Annotated in this window: 13 protein-coding genes; 5 read left to right on the forward strand and 8 right to left on the reverse strand. The window is 71.6% G+C overall.

Translation table 11 applies throughout. From position 1 onward, the window contains the following. Window positions 1-135: 135 nt before the first annotated feature. Window positions 136-2,550 carry a penicillin acylase family protein gene (locus P3T29_RS19570; RefSeq protein WP_280717814.1) on the forward strand — a complete coding sequence of 805 codons (2,415 nt, stop codon included), beginning with the start codon at window positions 136-138 and terminating at the stop codon, window positions 2,548-2,550. A gap of 79 nt (window positions 2,551-2,629) precedes the next feature. On the opposite strand, the gene P3T29_RS19575 is transcribed toward P3T29_RS19570, so the two are convergent. The 4 genes from P3T29_RS19575 to P3T29_RS19590 all read right to left on the reverse strand — a co-directional run bounded on the left by P3T29_RS19575 (window position 2,630) and on the right by P3T29_RS19590 (window position 7,411). Then, complete coding sequence (locus P3T29_RS19575) at window positions 2,630-3,967, reverse strand: sugar ABC transporter permease (protein WP_280717815.1); 1,338 nt, start codon at window positions 3,965-3,967, stop codon at window positions 2,630-2,632. Further along, window positions 3,964-4,752 (reverse strand): ATP-binding cassette domain-containing protein, encoded by a 789-nt coding sequence (locus tag P3T29_RS19580; protein WP_280717816.1) that lies wholly within the window; start codon window positions 4,750-4,752, stop codon window positions 3,964-3,966. Before P3T29_RS19580 ends, P3T29_RS19575 begins: the two co-directional genes overlap by 4 nt. 203 nt (window positions 4,753-4,955) lie before the next feature. Then, on the reverse strand, window positions 4,956-6,059 hold the full coding sequence (locus P3T29_RS19585) for a substrate-binding domain-containing protein (RefSeq protein ID WP_280717817.1): 1,104 nt from the start codon (window positions 6,057-6,059) through the stop codon (window positions 4,956-4,958). Between the two features lie 155 nt (window positions 6,060-6,214). Beyond that, a complete protein-coding gene (locus P3T29_RS19590) occupies window positions 6,215-7,411 on the reverse strand; it encodes an ROK family transcriptional regulator (RefSeq protein ID WP_280717870.1) in 1,197 nt (398 codons plus the stop codon). A 338-nt stretch (window positions 7,412-7,749) separates the two neighbouring features. Between P3T29_RS19590 and pepN the strand changes: the two genes are divergently transcribed. Next, window positions 7,750-10,341, forward strand: a complete 2,592-nt coding sequence (pepN, locus tag P3T29_RS19595) for an aminopeptidase N (protein WP_280717818.1) — start codon at window positions 7,750-7,752, stop codon at window positions 10,339-10,341. An 80-nt stretch (window positions 10,342-10,421) separates the two neighbouring features. Here the strand turns inward: pepN and P3T29_RS19600 are convergent, their stop codons facing one another. Both P3T29_RS19600 and P3T29_RS19605 read right to left on the reverse strand, forming a co-directional pair. Next, window positions 10,422-11,921, reverse strand: coding sequence for a HAMP domain-containing sensor histidine kinase (locus P3T29_RS19600; protein WP_280717819.1), 1,500 nt, complete (start codon window positions 11,919-11,921; stop codon window positions 10,422-10,424). Next, entirely contained in the window at window positions 11,918-12,706 is a 789-nt protein-coding gene (locus P3T29_RS19605) for a response regulator transcription factor (RefSeq protein ID WP_280717820.1), read from the reverse strand. The genes P3T29_RS19600 and P3T29_RS19605 overlap by 4 nt, the downstream gene beginning before the upstream one ends. A 239-nt stretch (window positions 12,707-12,945) precedes the next feature. Between P3T29_RS19605 and P3T29_RS19610 the strand changes: the two genes are divergently transcribed. From P3T29_RS19610 to P3T29_RS19620, 3 genes are read left to right on the forward strand one after another with little or no spacing between them, the layout of a single operon-like run. Then, on the forward strand, window positions 12,946-14,319 hold the full coding sequence (locus P3T29_RS19610; RefSeq protein WP_280717821.1) for a ferric reductase-like transmembrane domain-containing protein: 1,374 nt from the start codon (window positions 12,946-12,948) through the stop codon (window positions 14,317-14,319). Window positions 14,320-14,335: 16 nt separating this feature from the next. Next, entirely contained in the window at window positions 14,336-14,833 is a 498-nt protein-coding gene (locus P3T29_RS19615) for an FMN-binding protein (RefSeq protein WP_280717822.1), read from the forward strand. A 2-nt stretch (window positions 14,834-14,835) separates the two neighbouring features. Beyond that, on the forward strand, window positions 14,836-15,591 hold the full coding sequence (locus P3T29_RS19620) for an FAD:protein FMN transferase (RefSeq protein WP_280717823.1): 756 nt from the start codon (window positions 14,836-14,838) through the stop codon (window positions 15,589-15,591). A 202-nt stretch (window positions 15,592-15,793) separates the two neighbouring features. Here the strand turns inward: P3T29_RS19620 and P3T29_RS19625 are convergent, their stop codons facing one another. Next, on the reverse strand, window positions 15,794-16,030 hold the full coding sequence (locus P3T29_RS19625; protein ID WP_280717824.1) for a hypothetical protein: 237 nt from the start codon (window positions 16,028-16,030) through the stop codon (window positions 15,794-15,796). 21 nt (window positions 16,031-16,051) lie between these two features. After that, complete coding sequence (gene malQ, locus P3T29_RS19630; RefSeq protein WP_280717871.1) at window positions 16,052-18,118, reverse strand: 4-alpha-glucanotransferase; 2,067 nt, start codon at window positions 18,116-18,118, stop codon at window positions 16,052-16,054. Window positions 18,119-18,306 lie beyond the last annotated feature (188 nt).

An 18,306-nucleotide genomic window follows, 5' to 3' on the forward strand; every position in this document is an offset into this window, starting at 1 on the left:
ATGAGTAGGCGATTGCTCCGACGGTAGTGCCAGCACCTAGATCTGGGGGTGTACACCCTGAGGCGTACGGGCGCCCGTCGAAGTCGGCCGGTAGGGCGATGACCGCCGGGTGGCGGTCATGACAGCGTCGGCCCCGTGAGAGAAACCAGTGAGCTGACCAAGCGTCACAATCGGCCAACGCTGCGGCGGTTGGCGTCAGGTGTGGCCGCGCTCTGCCTGGCCACCGCTACGGCCGCGCTGCTTCCGGTGACCGCCTCGGCGGCGGACCCGGCCGGGCAGACGACGAGCGGCAGCGGGTACACGGCCCAGATCCGCCGCACCGAGTACGGCATCCCGCACATCCTGGCGCACGACTACGGCGGCCTCGGGTACGGGTACGGGTACGCCTTCGCGCAGGACAACCTGTGCCAGCTGGCCGATCGGGTGGTGACGCTGCGCGGCGAGCGTTCCCGGTACTTCGGCCCGACGGCGCTCTCCAGCGACGGGTCCGGCACCCCGAACCTGGCGAGCGACACCTACTACCAGGGCCTGCGGCAGGCCGGCACCGTGCAGCACCTGCTCGACCAGCCGGCGCCGCTCGGCCCCACGGCCCAGCTGCGGCAGCTGGTCGACGGCTACGCTGCCGGCTACAACCGCTACCTGCACGCCACCGGCACGGCCCACCTGCCGGACGCGTCCTGCCGGGGCAAGGCCTGGGTCGGCCCGATCACGGCGGCGGACATCTGGAACGTCGTCTACGACGTCGACGGAAGCTACGGCGACACCGGCTTCGCTCAGAACATCGCCACCGCGACCCCACCGACCTCGGCCGCCCCCAGGTCATCGGCGAAGACCGTCCCCACCTTGCCCACAGATCCCGCGAGCGGCCTCGGGAGCAACGGCTGGGCGCTCGGCCGCGACGTGACGCGTGGCCACGACGGGATGCTGCTGGCCAATCCGCACCTCCCGTGGGTCGGCAACGACCGCTTCTACCAGCTGCAGTTGACGATCCCCGGGGTGCTGGACGTCTCCGGTGCAGCCCTCTACGACACACCTGTGGTCGAGATCGGCCACACCCAGAACCTGGCCTGGACCCACACGACCACCTACGCGCAGCACGCGTCCCTCTACCGGCTCTCGCTGGTGCCCGGCGACCCGACCAGCTACCTGGTCGACGGCAAGGCCGTGCCGATGACGCGCCGGACGGTACCGGTCACCGTCCAGGGTGCCGACGGCAAGCTGTCCACCGTCACCAGCACCCTCTACAACTCCCGCTACGGACCGGTGGTGGCAGACGGCTGGACGACCACCACCGCCTACACCATCCGCGATGCCAACGCCGACAACCTGCGCTCGATGAGCGAATGGCTCGCGATGGATTCCTCACAGACCCTCGCCCAGCTGAAGGCCGCGCAGAACACCTACCAGGGCATTCCCTGGACCCACACGATCGCAAGCGACAGCAGCGGAACGACCTACTTCACCGACTCCTCCGTCGTCCCACACCTCACCGAGGACCAACTGAAGCGCTGCTCCCTGCCCACCGGCGACGACCTCCCCGGCGGACTGGACGGCTCGACCACGGCCTGCGACTGGGGCAGCGACCCGGACGCGATCGTGCCCGGCATCTACGGGCCCGCCAACCAGCCGAAGCTGACCCGGACCGACTACGTGGCCAACTCCAACAACGGCCCCTACCTCACCAACCCCGCTGCCCCGATCACCGGCCTCCCGGGCGTGTACAACACCCAGACCCAGCTGGCGACGCGACCCCAGCTCGGGCTCCAGATGATCGCCCAGCGCCGGGACGGCACCGACGGGCTCGGTGCGCCGGGCTTCACCCTGCCGACCTTGCAGGCGGCCATGCTCGGCGACCGTAACTACGCGGCCGAACTCGGCCGCGACGACACGGTCGCCATGTGCCACGCCAACCCCGTGCTGACGGCGACCGACGGTACGAAGGTGGATGTCCGCGCCGCCTGCGACGCCCTCGCCGCCTGGGACACGCGCGACGATCCCGGCAGCCACGGCGCCGTCCTGTGGCAGACGTTCCAGCGAGGCCTGTTCCGGAGCGGCCCGGACACCTGGTGGCGGGTGCCGTACGACCCGGCCCAACCGCTCACCACCCCGCGCGGCATCAACGGTGCCGCCCCGAGCGCACAGCACGCCCTGGCCGACGCGGTTCAGACGCTCGCGGCCGGAAAGATACCGCTCGACGCGGCCATCGGCAGCGTCCAGCGCTGGGCCGGGATCCCGCTGCCCGGCTGCGATGGGAGCGAGGGCTGCTTCAACGTCGTCCGGGCGTCCACCACCTCCGGCAGCAAGGGCGGCACCGACACCTCCGACGCCAACTACGCGCAGGGCTCCAGCTTCATCATGGCCACCGAGCTGACGCCGCACGGCCCCCACACCCGCACGATCCTCACTTACGGCGAGTCCACCAACCCCTCCTCACCCCACTACTCCGACCAGACCGTCCTGTTCTCCCACAAGCAGTGGGTCACCGAACGCTTCACCGAAGCGGAGATCAACGCCGACCCGCAGCTGCGGACCACGACCCTGCACAACTGACCGGTTGGGTGGCCCGGAACAAGCAGGACGGGCCACGGATCCGAGGATCCGTGGCCCGTCCTGGGGGCGTATCTGACCGTCAGCCTCGGCCGGAGGCCTTCTGGGTCTTGCGGGAGAGCGAGTCGATGACCACGGCGGCCAGCAGGACCGCACCGGTGATCATGTACTGCAGCGAGGTGTTCATGTTGAGCAGGTCCAGGCCGGTCTGGATGGACTGGATGACCAGCATGCCCAGCAGTGCGGACCAGACCGTGCCCCGGCCACCGAAGAGGCTGGTGCCACCGATGACGGCTGCGGCGATCGCCATCATCAGGATGTTGCCGCCACCGGCACCGAGGTTGGCGGTGTAGGTCTGGGCGGCGAAGAAGAGACCGCCGAGGGCGGCGAACGCACCGGAGATCGCGTACACCGAGATGCGGATCAACGCGACGTTGATACCGGCCCGGCGGGCCGCCTCGATCGAGCCGCCGACCGCGAAGATCTTCCGGCCGTACGAGGTACGGCGGAGCACGAAGTCGGTCACGACCAGCGCGCCGAGGAAGATGACCAGCGCCACCGGGACGCCGTTCGCCTGGTTCAGCATGTACGCCGCCGCGAAGGCAACGACCGCCAGGGCGCCGGCGCGCAGCGCGATCTCGCTGGTGGGACGGAACGGCACACCCGCCTTGCGGCGGCGGCTCTGCTCGATCAGCGAGCCGCCGAGCAGCGCGGCGACAGCGAGCGTGGCCAGGATGTAGGCACCGGAGATGTCCGAGCCCATGAAGAACGCCTGCTGGCCGAGCAGGTGCAGGAAGCCCGCGTCCTTGATGCTGATGGAGCCGGTCGAGCCGAGCAGCCAGAGCATCAGGCCGTTCCAGCCGAGGTTACCGGCCAGGGTGACGACGAAGGCGGGTACGCCGAGCTTGGCGAAGAAGTAGCCGTGCAGGGCGCCGATCGCGGCGCCGGTGGCGATCGCCAGGATGACGGCGAGCAGCGCGTTCATCCCGTGACTGACCGACAGAACGGCGAAGACGGCCGACGACAGACCGCTGACCGAGCCGACCGAGAGGTCGATCTCACCGAGCAGCAGCACGAAGACCAGGCCGATGGCGAGCATGCCGGTGGCGGCCAGGAAGAAGCTGATGTTGGCCAGGTTGGTCGCGGTCAGGAACAGGCTGTCCTGGCTCTGGAAGACCACCCAGATGATCGCGAGGCCGACGACGACCGGCAGCGAGCCGAGCTCGCCGCCGCGCACCTTGCGCTTGAAGTCGGCGAGGTAGCCCTTGAAGCCCTCCTCGCGGACCAGCAGTCGCGGGTCGACGGTCGGAGCGGCAGCAGGGGCGGCAGCGGCAGCAGGCGCCGCCTGGGCCTCCGGCGTCTCCGGAACGTCCGGCGTCTCTGGGGTGTCGGCGGGCGGGGTGTCGGTGGTCTTGCTCACTTGGCCGCCTCCGCGGTGCGTGCCTGACGACGGGTCACGGCGTTGTCCGTGGCGCCCGTGATCGCGGCGATGATCGTCTCGTGGGTGGTCTCCGCGACCGGGAAGGAGCCGTTGTTCTTGCCGAGCCGCAGCACCGCGACGGTGTCCGCGACGGCGCGCACGTCGGCCATGTTGTGGCTGATCAGGATGACGCCGAGGCCGCGCTCGCGCAGCCGCTCGACCAGGTCGAGCACCTGGGCGGTCTGCTCGACGCCGAGGGCGGCGGTGGGCTCGTCCAGGATGACGACCTTGGGCTCGCCGATCAGCGCACGCGCGATGGCGACCACCTGGCGCTGACCGCCCGACAGACCGGCGATCGGGATCCGGACGCTGGGGATGCGGATGGACAGGGTGCTGAGCAGCTCCCTGGCCTTCTGCTCCATCGTCACCTCGTCGAGCACACCTGCCCGGCGCAGCTCTCGGCCGAGGTAGAGGTTGCCGACCACGTCGAGGTTGTCGCAGAGCGCGAGGTCCTGGTAGACGGTGGCGACACCGAGGGTGGCGGCGTCGTGCGGCCGGTTGATGCTGACCGGCTTGCCCTCCCACTCGATGACGCCCTCGTCGATCGGGTGGACGCCCGCGATGGTCTTGACCAGGGTGGACTTTCCGGCGCCATTGTCGCCGACCAGAGCCACCACCTCGCCGGCGTGCACCTCCAGGTCGACGTCGGTCAGCGCCTGGACGGCGCCGAACCGCTTGGAGACGCCGCGCAGCGCCAGTACGGGTGCGCTTGTCACGTGAACCAACTCCTCTTGTCCACCCCGTGCCACGGGTGGCCGCCGCGCCGTCCCGGGCGCGGTCGAAAGCGTGTGAGATCTAAGGGGTCGTCCCTTGGGACGGTTGCGGCGATGCTGCCGAAGCAGCAGCCGGTGTCACGGGCGGGGAACCCCCCGGAGACTCGCTCGACGGGGGATTCCCTACCCGGGTTGCAACCAGGCGCCGCCCGCTGCTACTTGATGCCCGCAGCGGCACACGCGGCGGCGAAGTCCGCGGTGCAGATGTTGGCGGTCGGGTACAGCGTGTCGGCGATCACGGTGGACGCCATGTTCGCCTTGGTGACCGAGACCGGGGTCAGCAGGACGGACGGGACCTTGTTGCCGGAGCCGCTGGTGGAGCTGGCGCTGGCGGTGGTGGAGATGTCCTTGCCGTTCAGCAGGTCGACGGCGAGGGAGGCGACCGCCTCGGCCTCCGGCTTGGGGGCCTTGTAGACCGTGCTGGTCTGGGTGCCCGCGAGGATGCGCTGCAGACCGGCGAGCTCGGCGTCCTGGCCGGTGACCGGGATGTTCGAGATGCCCGCGCCCTTGAGGGCGGTCGCGACACCGCCGGCCATGCCGTCGTTGGCGGAGTAGACGGCGGCGATGTTCGGGGCGCCGATCTGGGTGATCGCGGCGGTCACCTTCTGGTTGGCGACGGTGTCCTTCCAGAGACCGCTCTGCTCGTAAGCGATCTTGACCTTGCCGTCGAGGATCTTGTGTGCGCCGGCCTTGAACATCGCGGCGTTCGGGTCGGCGTCGTCACCGTTGATCATGACGATGTTGGCGGCCGGGGTGGCCTTGGCGCCGAGGGCGTCCAGCAGGGCCTGGCCCTGGAGCTCGCCGACCTTCTCGTTGTCGTAGGAGACGTACGCGGAGACCGGGCCCTGGGCCAGACGGTCGTACGCGATGACCTTGATGCCCTTGTCCACCGCAGCCTGGATCGAGGTCTTGATGGCGGCGGAGTCCACGGCGTCCACGATCAGGACGTTGACACCCTTGGTGATCATGGTGCTGACCTGCTGCGCCTGGGTGGCGGCACTGCCGGCCGCGTTCGCGTAGTCAACGGTGCAGTCCGCGCAGGCGGCCTTGACCTTGGCCTCGATCAGCGGCTTGTCGAGCTGCTCGTACCGGGTGGTGGCGTTCTCCGGGAGCAGCAGGCCGATCGACTTTCCGCCGGTGCTGGCGGAGGCGGACGCGCCGGCGGCCTTGTCGCCACCGGCCTTGCCACAGGCGGCCATGGTGAGAGCCATCGAGACCGCGGCAGTGCCGATGACAGCGCGACGCATCATTGCGTTCATGGTGGGGGTGCCTCCCTGACAGAGCCGCAACGTTGCGGCGAGGTGAGAGGGAGTCAACCCGTCCTGTCTGCTTGTCGTCAATAAATAAAACCGGGGGACCTAAAATCCGAACCTTTTCGTTATCTTCCTGAAGGCGAAGCCGAGATCAAACCGCCTCACGCGCCAGCTGCGACCGCCTGGCCAGGGTGTCTGATTGCGCCCGATTCACCCATTTCGCTCATCACCAACGCCAGCGCTCCCAGCACCTCCGCACGGCCACCGAGCGTGCCCGGAACCACCGAGAGCTGACGGGCCGCACTGGGGATCGCATACCGGGCAACCGAGTCACGAATCGGGGAAAGTACCAGCTCACCGGCCTCGGCGAGGTCTCCGCCGAGGATCACCCGACGCGGGTTTAGCAGGTTGCAGAGGGTGGCGACCCCGCTGCCGATCTGCCGCCCGGCATCGGCGATCACCCGGCGGCAGCCCAGGTCGCCCTGCTGGGCCAGCTGCACCACCTTGGTCAAGGTCAGCTCACCCGGGTGGTTAGCGTTCAAGAGGTTGAGCAGGTAGCGGGAGCCCACGAAGGTCTCCAGACAACCTCTGTTGCCGCAGCGGCAGACCGGACCGGCCTCGTCCAGCGTGAGGTGCCCGATCTCGCCGGCCGTACCGCCCGGCCCACGGTAGATCTGGCCGTTGATCACCAGACCGGAGCCGACGCCGCTGGCCACCTTGATGTACGCGAGGTCGCTCAGCCCGCGACCCGCGCCCCAGACCAGCTCGCCGAGCGCGCCGAGGTTGGCGTCGTTGTCGACGTAGACCGGCATGCCGAGGCGCTGGGACAGCTCCTGACCTGGGGTGATACCCGTCCACCCGGGCAGGATCGCAGTGGAGCCGAGCGCGCCGGTCTCCTGGTCGATGGGCCCGGGTACACCCAGCCCGACGCCGATCACCTTGTCCGGACGGAACCCGGCCTGCTGGAGCAACCGCTCGACCAGTGCCTCCGCCCGGTCGAAGCCCTGCTTGGCGGAGACGTCGACATCGAGCGGCTCGCTCTCCTCCGCCAGCACCCGGTGCGCCAGGTTGCCCACCGCGACCCGCAGGTGCGTGTGCCCGAAGTCGACACCCACCACGATCCCGGCGTCCCCGCTGAGCGAGACGCTGCGGGCCCGCCGGCCGCCGGAGGAGGTGTCGGCGACCACGACGGTGCCGCTCTCCTTCAACTCCCGGACGATGTTGGACACTGTCGCCGCCGAGAGCCCCGTACTGCGGGCGATCTCGGCCTGGGTGAGCGAACCGGCCATCCGGACCGCGCGCAGCACCCGTTCGAGGTTCGCCCGGTGCAGTGACGACTGCGATCCCGGTGTGTCCATCGACATGATTAACCCTCCCAGGGCACGGGGACCCGACCGTCCCCGCTCCTGCCGCGCCGTTGCGGCGGAGCTGTGTGGTGGCCTCGGTACTCGTCACCCTGCGGTGTCGATTCCTCAACCAAGTGTTCACGTTCAACTTCTGAACTCTATGCTCAGCCGACAGCCCGATGCCGCGTCAAGAGCGAACGCAGATCGTTGTAGAACCTCTGCTGACGGCCTGTTCCCAGTGTCACCGAAGGGGCTCGTGGACGCCGGGAACACGACCCCCTCCAATGCCCCGTGCCCCAGATCGGCGGCATGGGAGGATGCGGGCATCTGCTGACGAAGGAGTCCTGCGAGTGCCTGGCACCAACCTGACCCGTGTGGAGGCCCGTACCCGGGCCGAGCTCCTGCACGTGGACGCTTACGACATCACGCTCGATCTGAGCTCTGCCCGTGAGGGCGGCACCTTCCGGTCCACCACCGTGGTCCGTTTCACCGCCGCCACGCCGGGCGCGTCCAGCTTCATCGACCTGGTCGCGCCAAGCGTGGCCGAGATCGTCCTGAACGGCGAGACGCTGCCCCTCGACAGCTTCGCCGACAGCCGCATCGCGCTGCCCGGTCTGAAGGCCGACAACGAACTGCGCGTCGTCGCCGACTGCGCCTACACCAACACCGGCGAGGGCCTGCACCGCTTCGTCGACCCGGTGGACGGCGAGACCTACCTCTACACCCAGTTCGAGGTGCCGGACGCCCGCCGCGTCTTCGCCAACTTCGAACAGCCCGACCTGAAGGCGGCGTTCACGTTCACCGTGACCGCGCCCAAGGGCTGGGTCGTGGTCTCCAACTCCCCCACTCCGACCCCGGCGGGCGAGGGCGACACCCAGGTCTGGCACTTCGAACCGACCGGCCGGATGTCCACCTACGTCACCGCCCTGATCGCGGGCCCGTACGTCGGTGTCTTCGACGCGTACGAGAACGGCGAGCAGCACGTCCCGCTGGGCGTCTACTGCCGCCCGTCGCTGCGCGAGTTCCTCGACGCCGACGCGATCTTCGAGGTCACCAGGCAGGGTTTCGACTACTTCCAGGAGAAGTTCGACTACCCGTACCCCTTCCCGAAGTACGACCAGCTCTTCGTCCCGGAGTTCAACGCCGGCGCGATGGAGAACGCGGGCGCCGTCACGCTGCGGGACCAGTACATCTTCCGCTCGAAGGTGACGGACGCCTCGTACGAGCTGCGCGCCGCGACCATCCTGCACGAGCTGGCCCACATGTGGTTCGGCGACCTGGTCACCATGGAGTGGTGGAACGACCTCTGGTTGAACGAGTCGTTCGCGACCTTCGCCGAGGCGGTCTGCCAGGCGGAGGCCCCGAGCTCCAAGTGGCCGAACTCCTGGACCACCTTCGCCAACTCGATGAAGACCTGGGCCTACCGGCAGGACCAGCTGCCGTCCACCCACCCGATCATGGCGGAGATCAACGACCTGGAGGACGTCCAGGTCAACTTCGACGGCATCACCTACGCCAAGGGCGCCTCGGTGCTCAAGCAGCTGGTGGCGTACGTCGGCCAGGACGCGTTCTTCCAGGGCGTGCAGGCGTACTTCAAGCAGCACGCCTGGGGCAACACCCGACTCTCCGACCTGCTCGGCGCGCTGGAGAAGTCCAGCGGCCGCGACCTGAAGACCTGGTCGAAGGCGTGGCTGGAGACGGCCGGCATCAACGTGCTGCGCCCGGAGATCGAGCTGGCCGCCGACGGCACCATCACCTCGTTCGCCGTGCTCCAGGAGGCGCCCGCGCTGCCCGCCGGCGCGAGGGGCGAGGCGGTGCTCCGCCCGCACCGGATCGCCATCGGCGCGTACGAACTGCAGGACGGCAAGCTGGTACGCACCGACCGGATCGAGCTCGACGTCGACGGCCCGCGCACCGTCGTCCCGCAGCTGACGGGCCGTCAGAAGCCCGCCGTGCTGCTGCTCAACGACGACGACCTGTCGTACGCCAAGGTCCGGCTCGACGAGGGCTCACTGGCCGTCGTCACCGAGCACCTGGGCGACTTCGCCGACTCGCTGCCGCGCGCACTGTGCTGGGTCTCCGCCTGGGACATGACCCGGGACGGCGAGCTGCCCGCCCGTGACTACCTGGCGCTGGCGCTCTCCGGTCTGGCGGGCGAGTCCGACATCGGTGTCGTCCAGTCGGTGCAGCGTCAGGCCAAGCTGGCCATCGACCTCTACGCCGACCCGGCCTGGCGCGAGCAGGGCCTCACCCGCTGGGCAGACGCCGCCGAGCAGCAGCTGCGTGCCGCCGCCCCCGGCAGCGACCACCAGCTGGCCTGGGCCCGCGCCCTCGCCGCCGCCGCCCGGACGGACCAGCACCTGGCGCTGCTGGCCGGCCTGCTCGACGGCTCGGTGACGCTCGACGGCCTGGCCGTCGACACCGAGCTGCGCTGGGCGCTGCTCGGCCGCCTGGCCGCCACCGGCCGCGCGGACGAGAAGGCGATCGACGCCGAGCTGGACCGCGACCGGACCGCCGCCGGCCAGGAGCATGCGGCGAGCTGCCGCGCCGCCCTGCCGACCACCGCCGCCAAGGCCTCGGCCTGGGCCTCGGTGGTGGAGCGGGACGACCTGACCAACTACGTCCAGGACGCGGTGATCGGCGGCTTCGGACAGCCCGACCAGCGCGAGCTGCTCGCCCCCTACACCGCGAAGTACTTCGCGGCGGTCAAGGGGATCTGGGAGACCCGCAGCCACGAGATCTCGCAGCAGATCATCGTCGGGCTGTACCCGTCCCTCCAGGTCGAGCAGGCCACCCTGGACGCCACCGACGCCTGGCTGACCGCCGCCGAGCCGGCCCCGGCGCTGCGCCGGATGGTCGTCGAGGCGCGGGCCGGTATCGAGCGCGCGCTGAGGGCACAGGCCGCCGACCGCGCGGCGGGCGCCCGGGCACTGGGTCACTGACGCACCCGGTCACCACAACAAGGGGCGCGGGGCTCGGCTTGACGAGCCTCGCGCCCCTTGTTGTGGCCAGGGTGCCCGAGCTACTGGCGGAGCCCCGGGAGCAGTACCGTGAAGGCCGTGCTCCCCGGACGGCTCGTCAGTTCGACGGTGCCGCCGTGGGCGGTGACGACGGCCCGGACGATCGCCAGCCCCAGCCCGGTGCTGCCGCCCGCCCGGGAGCGGGACCGGTCGCCGCGTACGAAGCGCTCGAAGACCCGGGCCGCCAGCTCGGGTTCGATCCCCGGGCCGGTGTCGGTGACGGTCAGCCGGGTCCGGGAGCCGTCCTGCTCCAGCCGCAGCGTCACCTCGGTGCCGTCCGGGGTGTGGGTCCGGGCGTTGGCCAGCAGGTTGGCCACCACCTGCCGCAGCCGGTCGGTCTCGCCGGGGACCAGGACGGGTTCCTCGGGCAGGTCCAGCCGCCAACGGTGACCCGGACCAGCCGCCCGGGCGTCGGCGACGCAGTCCAGGGCCACCCGCGTCAGGTCCACCTCCTCGGTCGCCAGCGGCCGTCCGGCGTCCAGCCGGGCCAGCAGCAGCAGGTCCTCCACGATGGCACCCATCCGCTGCGACTCCGCGTCGATCCGGGTCAGCGAGTGCCGTACCGGCTCCGGCAGCGGGCCGGGATGACGCAGCGCCAGCTCGGCGTGGCCCCGGATCGTGGCCACCGGGGTGCGCAGCTCGTGGCTGGCGTCCGCCGCGAACGCGCGCAGCCGCTCCTCCACCGTGTGCCGCTGGGCGAGCGCGTCCTCGACATGGCCGAGCATCCGGTTCAGCGCCGCGCCGACCCGGCCGACCTCCGTCCGGCTGTCGTCGTCCGGCACCCGGACGGCGAGCTCCACCTCGCCACTGGCCAGCGGCAGTGCGCTCACCCCCTCGGCCGCCGCCACCACCCGGCCCAACGGGCGCAGCGAGAAGCGGATCCAGAGCGCCGCCGCCACGCCCGTCGCGGCCAGTGCGACGGCGAAGACGATCAGCTCCACCATGATCAACTGGTGCCCGGTCTGCTCGACCGGCTCCAGCGGCAGCCCGGTGACCAGGACGTCGCCGTCCTGCCCGGCGATGGCACGCAGCCGGTAGCTGTGCAGTGCCGAGAGCCGGGCGCTGCCCGCCTGGCCGCCGACCGGCAGGGCGGCCAGCGCCCGCTGGTCGGCGGCCGTCAGCTTCACCAGGTCGTCGGTGTCGGCGGGCCGGCTCCCGGCCGCGACCCCCGGGTCGTCGGCGTCGCCGTCGACCACGCCGGCGTTGGTCACCACGCCGTTCATCATCCTGGCCCCGAAGGTGCCCGGCGCCGTCGCCCGGGTGTCGCCGCCGCGGGCGGTGGTCCCGCTGCCGGTGCCCTGGTGTTCCAGGCTCGCGGCGTAGCGACCGCCGGTGTCGGAGAGCTGCTGGTCGAGCCGGGTCACCAGGAAGTGCCGGAGCGCCTCGGTGGTGGCCACCCCGACCCCGCCGCAGGTCAGCACCAGCAGCGCGAGCAGCCCGGCGAGCAGGCGGGCGCGGATCGTCCGGGGGACCGCACGGCTGATCACTGCGGTACCGATCACTGCGGTGCCGATCTCTGTGGCGCCGATGGCTGTGGTGCCGATGACTGTGGTGCGGATGACTGCGGGGCCTTGATCAGATAACCCGACCCGCGAACGGTGTGGATCATCGGCGGACGGCCGACATCGACCTTCTTCCGCAGGTAGCTGATGTAGAGCTCCACCACGTGCGCCTGGCCGCCGAAGTCGTACGACCAGACCGCGTCCAGGAGCTGGGCCTTGCTCAGCACCTGCCGGGGGTGCTGCATCAGGTAGCGGAGCAGCGCGAACTCGGTCGGGCTCAGCTCGACGGGCTCGCCACCCCGGGTGACCTCGTGCGACTGCTCGTCCAGGACCAGGTCGCCCAGCACCAGCCCGCGTACGGGCTCCCGCTGCGGCCGGCCCGCCTCCGACGGGCCGGTACGGCGCAGCAGGCTGCGCAGGCGGACCACCACCTCGGCCAGGCTGAACGGCTTGGTGACGTAGTCGTCGCCGCCCGCCGCCAGACCGGCGATCCGGTCCTCGACGGCGTCCCTGGCGGTCAGGAACAGCACTCGCACCTCGGGCTGCCCGGCATGGATCCGCCGCAGCACTTCCATGCCGTCGAGGCCGGGGAGCATCATGTCCAGCACCACGGCGTGTGGGTGCCACTCGGCGGCCACCGCGACGGCCGTCGGCCCGTCGGCCGCGCCGACGACCTCGCAGCCCTCGTAGCGCAGGGTGCCGCAGAGCACCTCGACGAGGTCGGGCTCGTCGTCGACCACCAGGATCCGCCAGGGCTGCTGATCGGGGTCAGGGGTGCTGTCCATACGGGTCCCAGGGTCGCTTCGTCGGGGTCGCTTCGGCTGCGGCAGCCTTCATTCTCACCCGCCGTGATGAGAACACGGTGAGATCCACTGTGCACCACCGGACTCGACCCAGCTGCTCTGACCTGCATGAATACCCGTTTTTCCGGGGTTTCACGGTGCCGGACTCATAGGCAACTGAGAGCTTGCGGTGCCAGGGTTGCCACTTCGGACAGTGTTGCGAACGGCGAGGAGGAGAGCCCGTGACAGTACTCACGCAGCACCGCAACACCCGGTCCTCCCACGGCAGCCGCCGCGCGGCGCCCGCACCCCGCCGGCTCCCCGCCGACGCCGTCTCATGGGCCGTGCTCGCGCTGATCGGCGTGGGCGCCCTGGGCCTGCTGGCGGTGTGGTGGCAGAACACGACCGAGGTGACCACGGCCGCCGACTGGCTGACCGGCGCCGGGCGGATCACCGGCCTGCTGGCCGGGTACGCGGCACCCGTGCTGCTGCTCCTGATGGCCCGGATCCCGCTGCTGGAGCGCGAGGTCGGCGCGGACCGGCTGGCGCGCTGGCACGCGATGGGCGGCCGGTACCTGGTCGGGCTGGTGACGGCCCATGTGCTGACCATCATCTGGGGCTACGCGCTGACGGACCACCAGGGTGTGGTCTCAGAGGGCGTCCGGCTGGTCTTCCACTACCCCGACATGATCAAAGCCGCCCTGGCCACCCTGATCATGTTCGGTACGGGCTTCGTCTCCGCCCGGGCCGCCCGGCGGAAGCTCAGCTACGAGGTCTGGTACTACGTCCACCTGGCCACGTACCTGGCCATCGCGCTCGGCTTCAGCCACCAGCTCTCCAACGGCGCAGACCTGGGCGGCGGGCCCGAGCGGGCCGCCTGGTACGCGCTCTACCTGGGCACCGCCGTGCTGCTCGGCTGGTACCGGCTGGCCGTCCCGTTCCTGCGCGACCGGCGGCATCAGCTGCGGGTCGCCGAGGTACGGCGGGAGGCGCCGGGCGTGGTCTCGCTCTTCCTCACCGGGCAGCGGCTGGACGAACTCGGCGCCGAGGCCGGGCAGTTCTTCCGGCTGCAGTTCCGGACCCCCGCCCTGCGGTGGGCCGAGAACCCGTACTCGCTCTCCGCCGCCCCGCACCCGAACTTCCTGCGCTTCACGGTCAAGGACCTCGGCGGCCACAGCGCGGCGGTGGCCCGGCTCGCCCCGGGCACCAAGGTCCGGGCCGAGGGCCCGTACGGCGCCTTCACCGCCCGGCAGCGCCGCGAGCGCAAGGTGCTGCTGCTCGGGGCGGGTGTCGGGGTGACCCCGCTACGGGCCCTGTTCGAGACGCTCCCGGGCCAGGTCACCTTCGTCCAGCGGGCCCGGCGGGCCGAGGACGTGCTCTTCCGGGAGGAGCTGGCGACCATCGGCGCCGACCGGCGGGCCCGGGTGCACGAGCTGCTCGGCAGCCGGGCCCAGGTCGGCGATCTGGGTGTCGCGCTCTCCCGGCTGGTACCCGATCTGGCCCGGCACGAGGTGTACTTGTGCGGGCCGGAGGCGCTGTCCGAGGACGCCGTACGGGCGCTGCGGGCCGCCGGGGTCCGGCGCTCCCGGATCCACCGCGAATCCTTCGACTTCTAGGCTGGGAGGTAGTCCAGTGCGCAGAGCCATCGTCACCGGTACCGCCACTGTGGCAGGGGTGATCCTGCTGCTCTCGCTCAAGCCGCACAACAGCGGCGCGGGCGCGGTGAGCAGCAAGGTCATCAGCTCGGGCGGGTCCTCGTCCTCGTCCGTCTCCGCCTCCGGCGGCTCCCCCGGCAGCTCCCCGAGCGGCTCGGCCGCATCGTCCGGCGCGTCCGGCGCGTCCGCCCCGGCCGGCGCGTCGCGGACGGTCACCGGCTCGGCCATCGACACCCGGTACGGCCCGGTGCAGGTCAGGGTGGTGCTGGACGGGAAGAAGATCTCCAGGATCGACGTGATCCAGTACCCCGACCAGAGCGGCCGGGACCAGGAGATCAACAGCTACGCGCTGCCGCAGCTCAACCAGGAGGCGATCGCCGCCCAGAGCGCCCAGATCGACGTGGTCTCCGGCGCCTCGTACACCAGCGACGGCTACACCCGCTCGCTGCAGAGTGCCCTCGACCAGGCGAGTTGATCATGACCACGCCCCTGCGGCACGCCGAACACGTGATGGGCACGGTCTTCTCGTTCACCGTGCGCGACCCCGGCCCGGGGACGGCGGCGGCGCTGCGGCGGGCCGTCGAGCGGCTGCACCGGATCGACCGGGTGTTCTCCACCTACCGGGCCGACAGCGACATCAGCCGGCTCGGGCGCGGTGAGCTGACGCTCGACCGCTGCGACCCGGAGGTCGCCGAGGTGCTGGAGCGCTGCCGCGAGACCGCCGCCGAGACGGACGGCTGGTTCAGCGAACGGCCCGGCGGGGAGCTCGACCCTGCCCTGGACCCGAGCGGGTGGGTGAAGGGCTGGGCGATCGAGGAGTCGTCCCGGATCCTGCGCGCGGCGGGCTCGGCCCAGCACAGTGTGGGCGGCGGCGGCGACGTCCAGACCTGCGGCGGGCCCTGGCGGATCGGCATCGCCCACCCGCTGCGCCCGGGCGCCCTGATCGCGATCGTCGCCGGCCACGACCTGGCGGTGGCCACCTCGGGCACCGCCGAACGTGGCCCGCACATCCTCGACCCGCACACCGGTCGGCCGGCCACCGCGCTGGCCTCGCTCACCCTGATCGGCCACCATCTGGCCCGCACCGACGCCTGGGCCACCGCCGTCTTCGCGATGGGTCCGGACCGCGCCCTCCGCTGGGCCGCCGACCGCCCGGAGGTCGAGGCCCTCGCCGTCCTCCCCGACGGCACCACCCGCCACACCGCCGGGCTTCCCCGTCACCTCGCCGGCTGACACGTGCCGGGCGCTCCACGGCCGGGTCCGTTTGCGCGATGGCGAACACCGGATGGCAGCTAACAGATGACAGATTTTGAAATCTGTCATCTGTTAGCTGCCATCCCCCATCTCTTCGCCGACACGCCCCGATACACGCCGAGCGCCGCCGGGGCGTGGGCCCCGGCGGCGCTCGGTCGTTACTGCTGGGTGGGTGTGCCGACTACTTCTTGGCGGCCTTGCTCTTGTCCTTCGTGAGGAGCATGACCAGGCCCGCGATGATCGCGAAAAGGGCCAGCGGGATCCCGACGTACAGGCCAAGGGTCTGGGCGACGCTCAGACCGGGGCCCGGGTCGTCACCGTCATCCCTGGTCAGGGCCATGGCGGCCGACGGGATCAGCATCATCAGCGTGGCCGCTGCGGTGACCGCACCAGCGCGCAAAGCGTTCCTCTTGTCCACGTTTCCCAACTTACCGGCCGCTTATGCGGCCCCGCGCGCCGGGGTGCGCCTTCCGAGCGCGGCGGCGAGCCCGGCCGCCAGCGCGCGCGTGCCCGGGGCGGCCGCGATCCGGTCGAGGGTGAGCGGAGCACCGGTCGGATCGGCCACCGGGAGGCGCCAGTTCGGGTACTGGTCCCAGGTGCCGGGGAGGTTCTGCGGGCGCGGATCGCCGACGGTGTCGGGCAGCCAGACCCCGACCAGTTCGGCGGGGGTGGCGAGCAGGAAGGCGTACAGCGCCTCGGGGGTGAGCTCGGCGCCCTCCGCCAGCAGGCCGGCCCGGGTCAGCTCGGTGCGCCAGTCGGCGAGCTCGGCCGCCGCCTCGGCCTGCTCCTCCTCCAGCGGCCGGGCCAGCAGCCCGAGGCGGTGCCGCAGCTCGACGTGCTCGCCGCTGAGCCGGGCGGCGGTGCTGGGCAGGTCGTGGGTGGTGAGGGTGGCCAGGCAGGCGGACCGCCAGCGCTCGGGCGGCAGCACCGCGCCCTTGTCCTGCCAGTCCCGCTCGAACCAGAGCACCGAGGTCCCGAGGATCCCGCGCGCCGCCAGCTCCTCCCGGACACCCGGTTCGACCGTGCCGAGGTCCTCGCCGATCACGTGGGTGCCCGCGCGGTGCGCCTCCAGCGCGAGCACCCCGAGCATCGCCTCCGCGTCGTAACGGACGTAGGCGCCCTGGGTCGGCGGGTGCCCGGCCGGTACCCACCAGAGCCGGAACAGGCCCATCACGTGGTCGATCCGGATCGCCCCGGCGTGCCGGGCGGACGCCCGCAGCAGCTCGGCGTACGGGGCGTACCCGGCGGCGGCGAGGGCGTCGGGCCGCCAGGGCGGCAGGCCCCAGTCCTGGCCGTGCGCGTTGAAGGCGTCCGGCGGGGCGCCGACCGAGATGCCCTCCGCCAGGACGTCCTGGAGCGCCCAGGCGTCGGCGCCGTCCGGGTGCGCGCCGACGGCGAGGTCGTGGATCAGGCCGACGGCCATCCCGGCCCGCTCGGCGGCGTGCTGGGCCGCGCCGAGCTGCTCGTCCACCAGCCAGGCCAGCCAGCGGTGGAACTCGATCGTCCCGGCGTGCGCGGCCTTCGCGGCGGCGACGTGCGGGCTGCCGGGGTGGCGCAGGCTCTTCGACCAGCCGTGCCAGTCGCTGCCGTGCAGTTCGGCCAGGGCGCACCAGGTCGCGAACCGCTCCAGCCAGTCGCCCTCCCGCTCGACGAACGCCCGGTACGCCGCCTCCCGGCCGGCCCCGCGCGGCACCCGGTGCAGGATCTCCAGCGCCTGCCGCTTCAGCGCCCAGACCCCGTCCCGGTCGACCAACCCGTCGTGCCGGAGCACCTCCTCGCGCAGCCGTCCGGCCCGCTCGGTCAGCTCCCCCAACTCCCCCAGCTCCGCCGGATCCGCGTACGGGTACTCGGGGACGGCCTCGATCCGCAGGTGGACCGGGTCGGCGAAGCGGCGGGAGGACGGGCGGTACGGGGACGGGTCGGACGGCGCGCCCGGCAGGCCCGCGTGCAGCGGGTTGAGCTGCAGGAAGCTCGCGCCGAGCGCGTTGCCGGACCACTGGGCCAGCTCGGCGAGATCGCCCAGGTCGCCCATGCCCCACGAGCGGTCGGAGAGGACGGAGTACAGCTGCGCCAGGAAGCCCCAGCCGCGCTGCTCGATGCCCTTGAGCCGCTGCGGCGCGACGATCAGCGTCGCGGACTCCTCCCGCTGCGGAGTCCGCACCTTCAACCTGTGCCGGCCGAGCGGGAGGTCGGCGGGGAGCCAGTGCGAACGCCCGGCGGGCAGCGCCCAGCAGCCGCCCTCCTCCAGCTCGACGGTGAGCCGCGCCTCGGCGGGCACGTCGATCGCCGTCCGCCGCCCGGCCCTGACGACCACACAGGGCGGCAGCAACCGGCCCGCCAGCTCGGCCCGGTGACGCTCCGACGCCACCCTGACCGCCTCCGGCGTGCTCGCGTCCACGCCGAGCGCGGCCAGCACCGCGACCAGCGTGTGCGCGGCCACCGGTACGGGCCCGCTGCCGGGGTCGTACGTACTGTCCACGCCGTGGGCATGGGCCAGCGCCACCAACTCCGGCGGAGGCGCGGGCGCGTCCTCGGCGGGGGCCGGCTGGAGGCCGGAGTCGGCGGGATCTGCGGCAGGGTCGAGGAATGCGGCCACTCTTGGGCTCCTGTGCTCTGAGGAGATGTGCTCTGAGGAGACGCCGTACGGGACCCCCCAGTCCTACCCGCGACCGGCCCGCGTGACCCGGCACGACA

The organism is Kitasatospora sp. MAP5-34, assembly GCF_029894335.1.
GTDB lineage: Bacteria > Actinomycetota > Actinomycetes > Streptomycetales > Streptomycetaceae > Kitasatospora.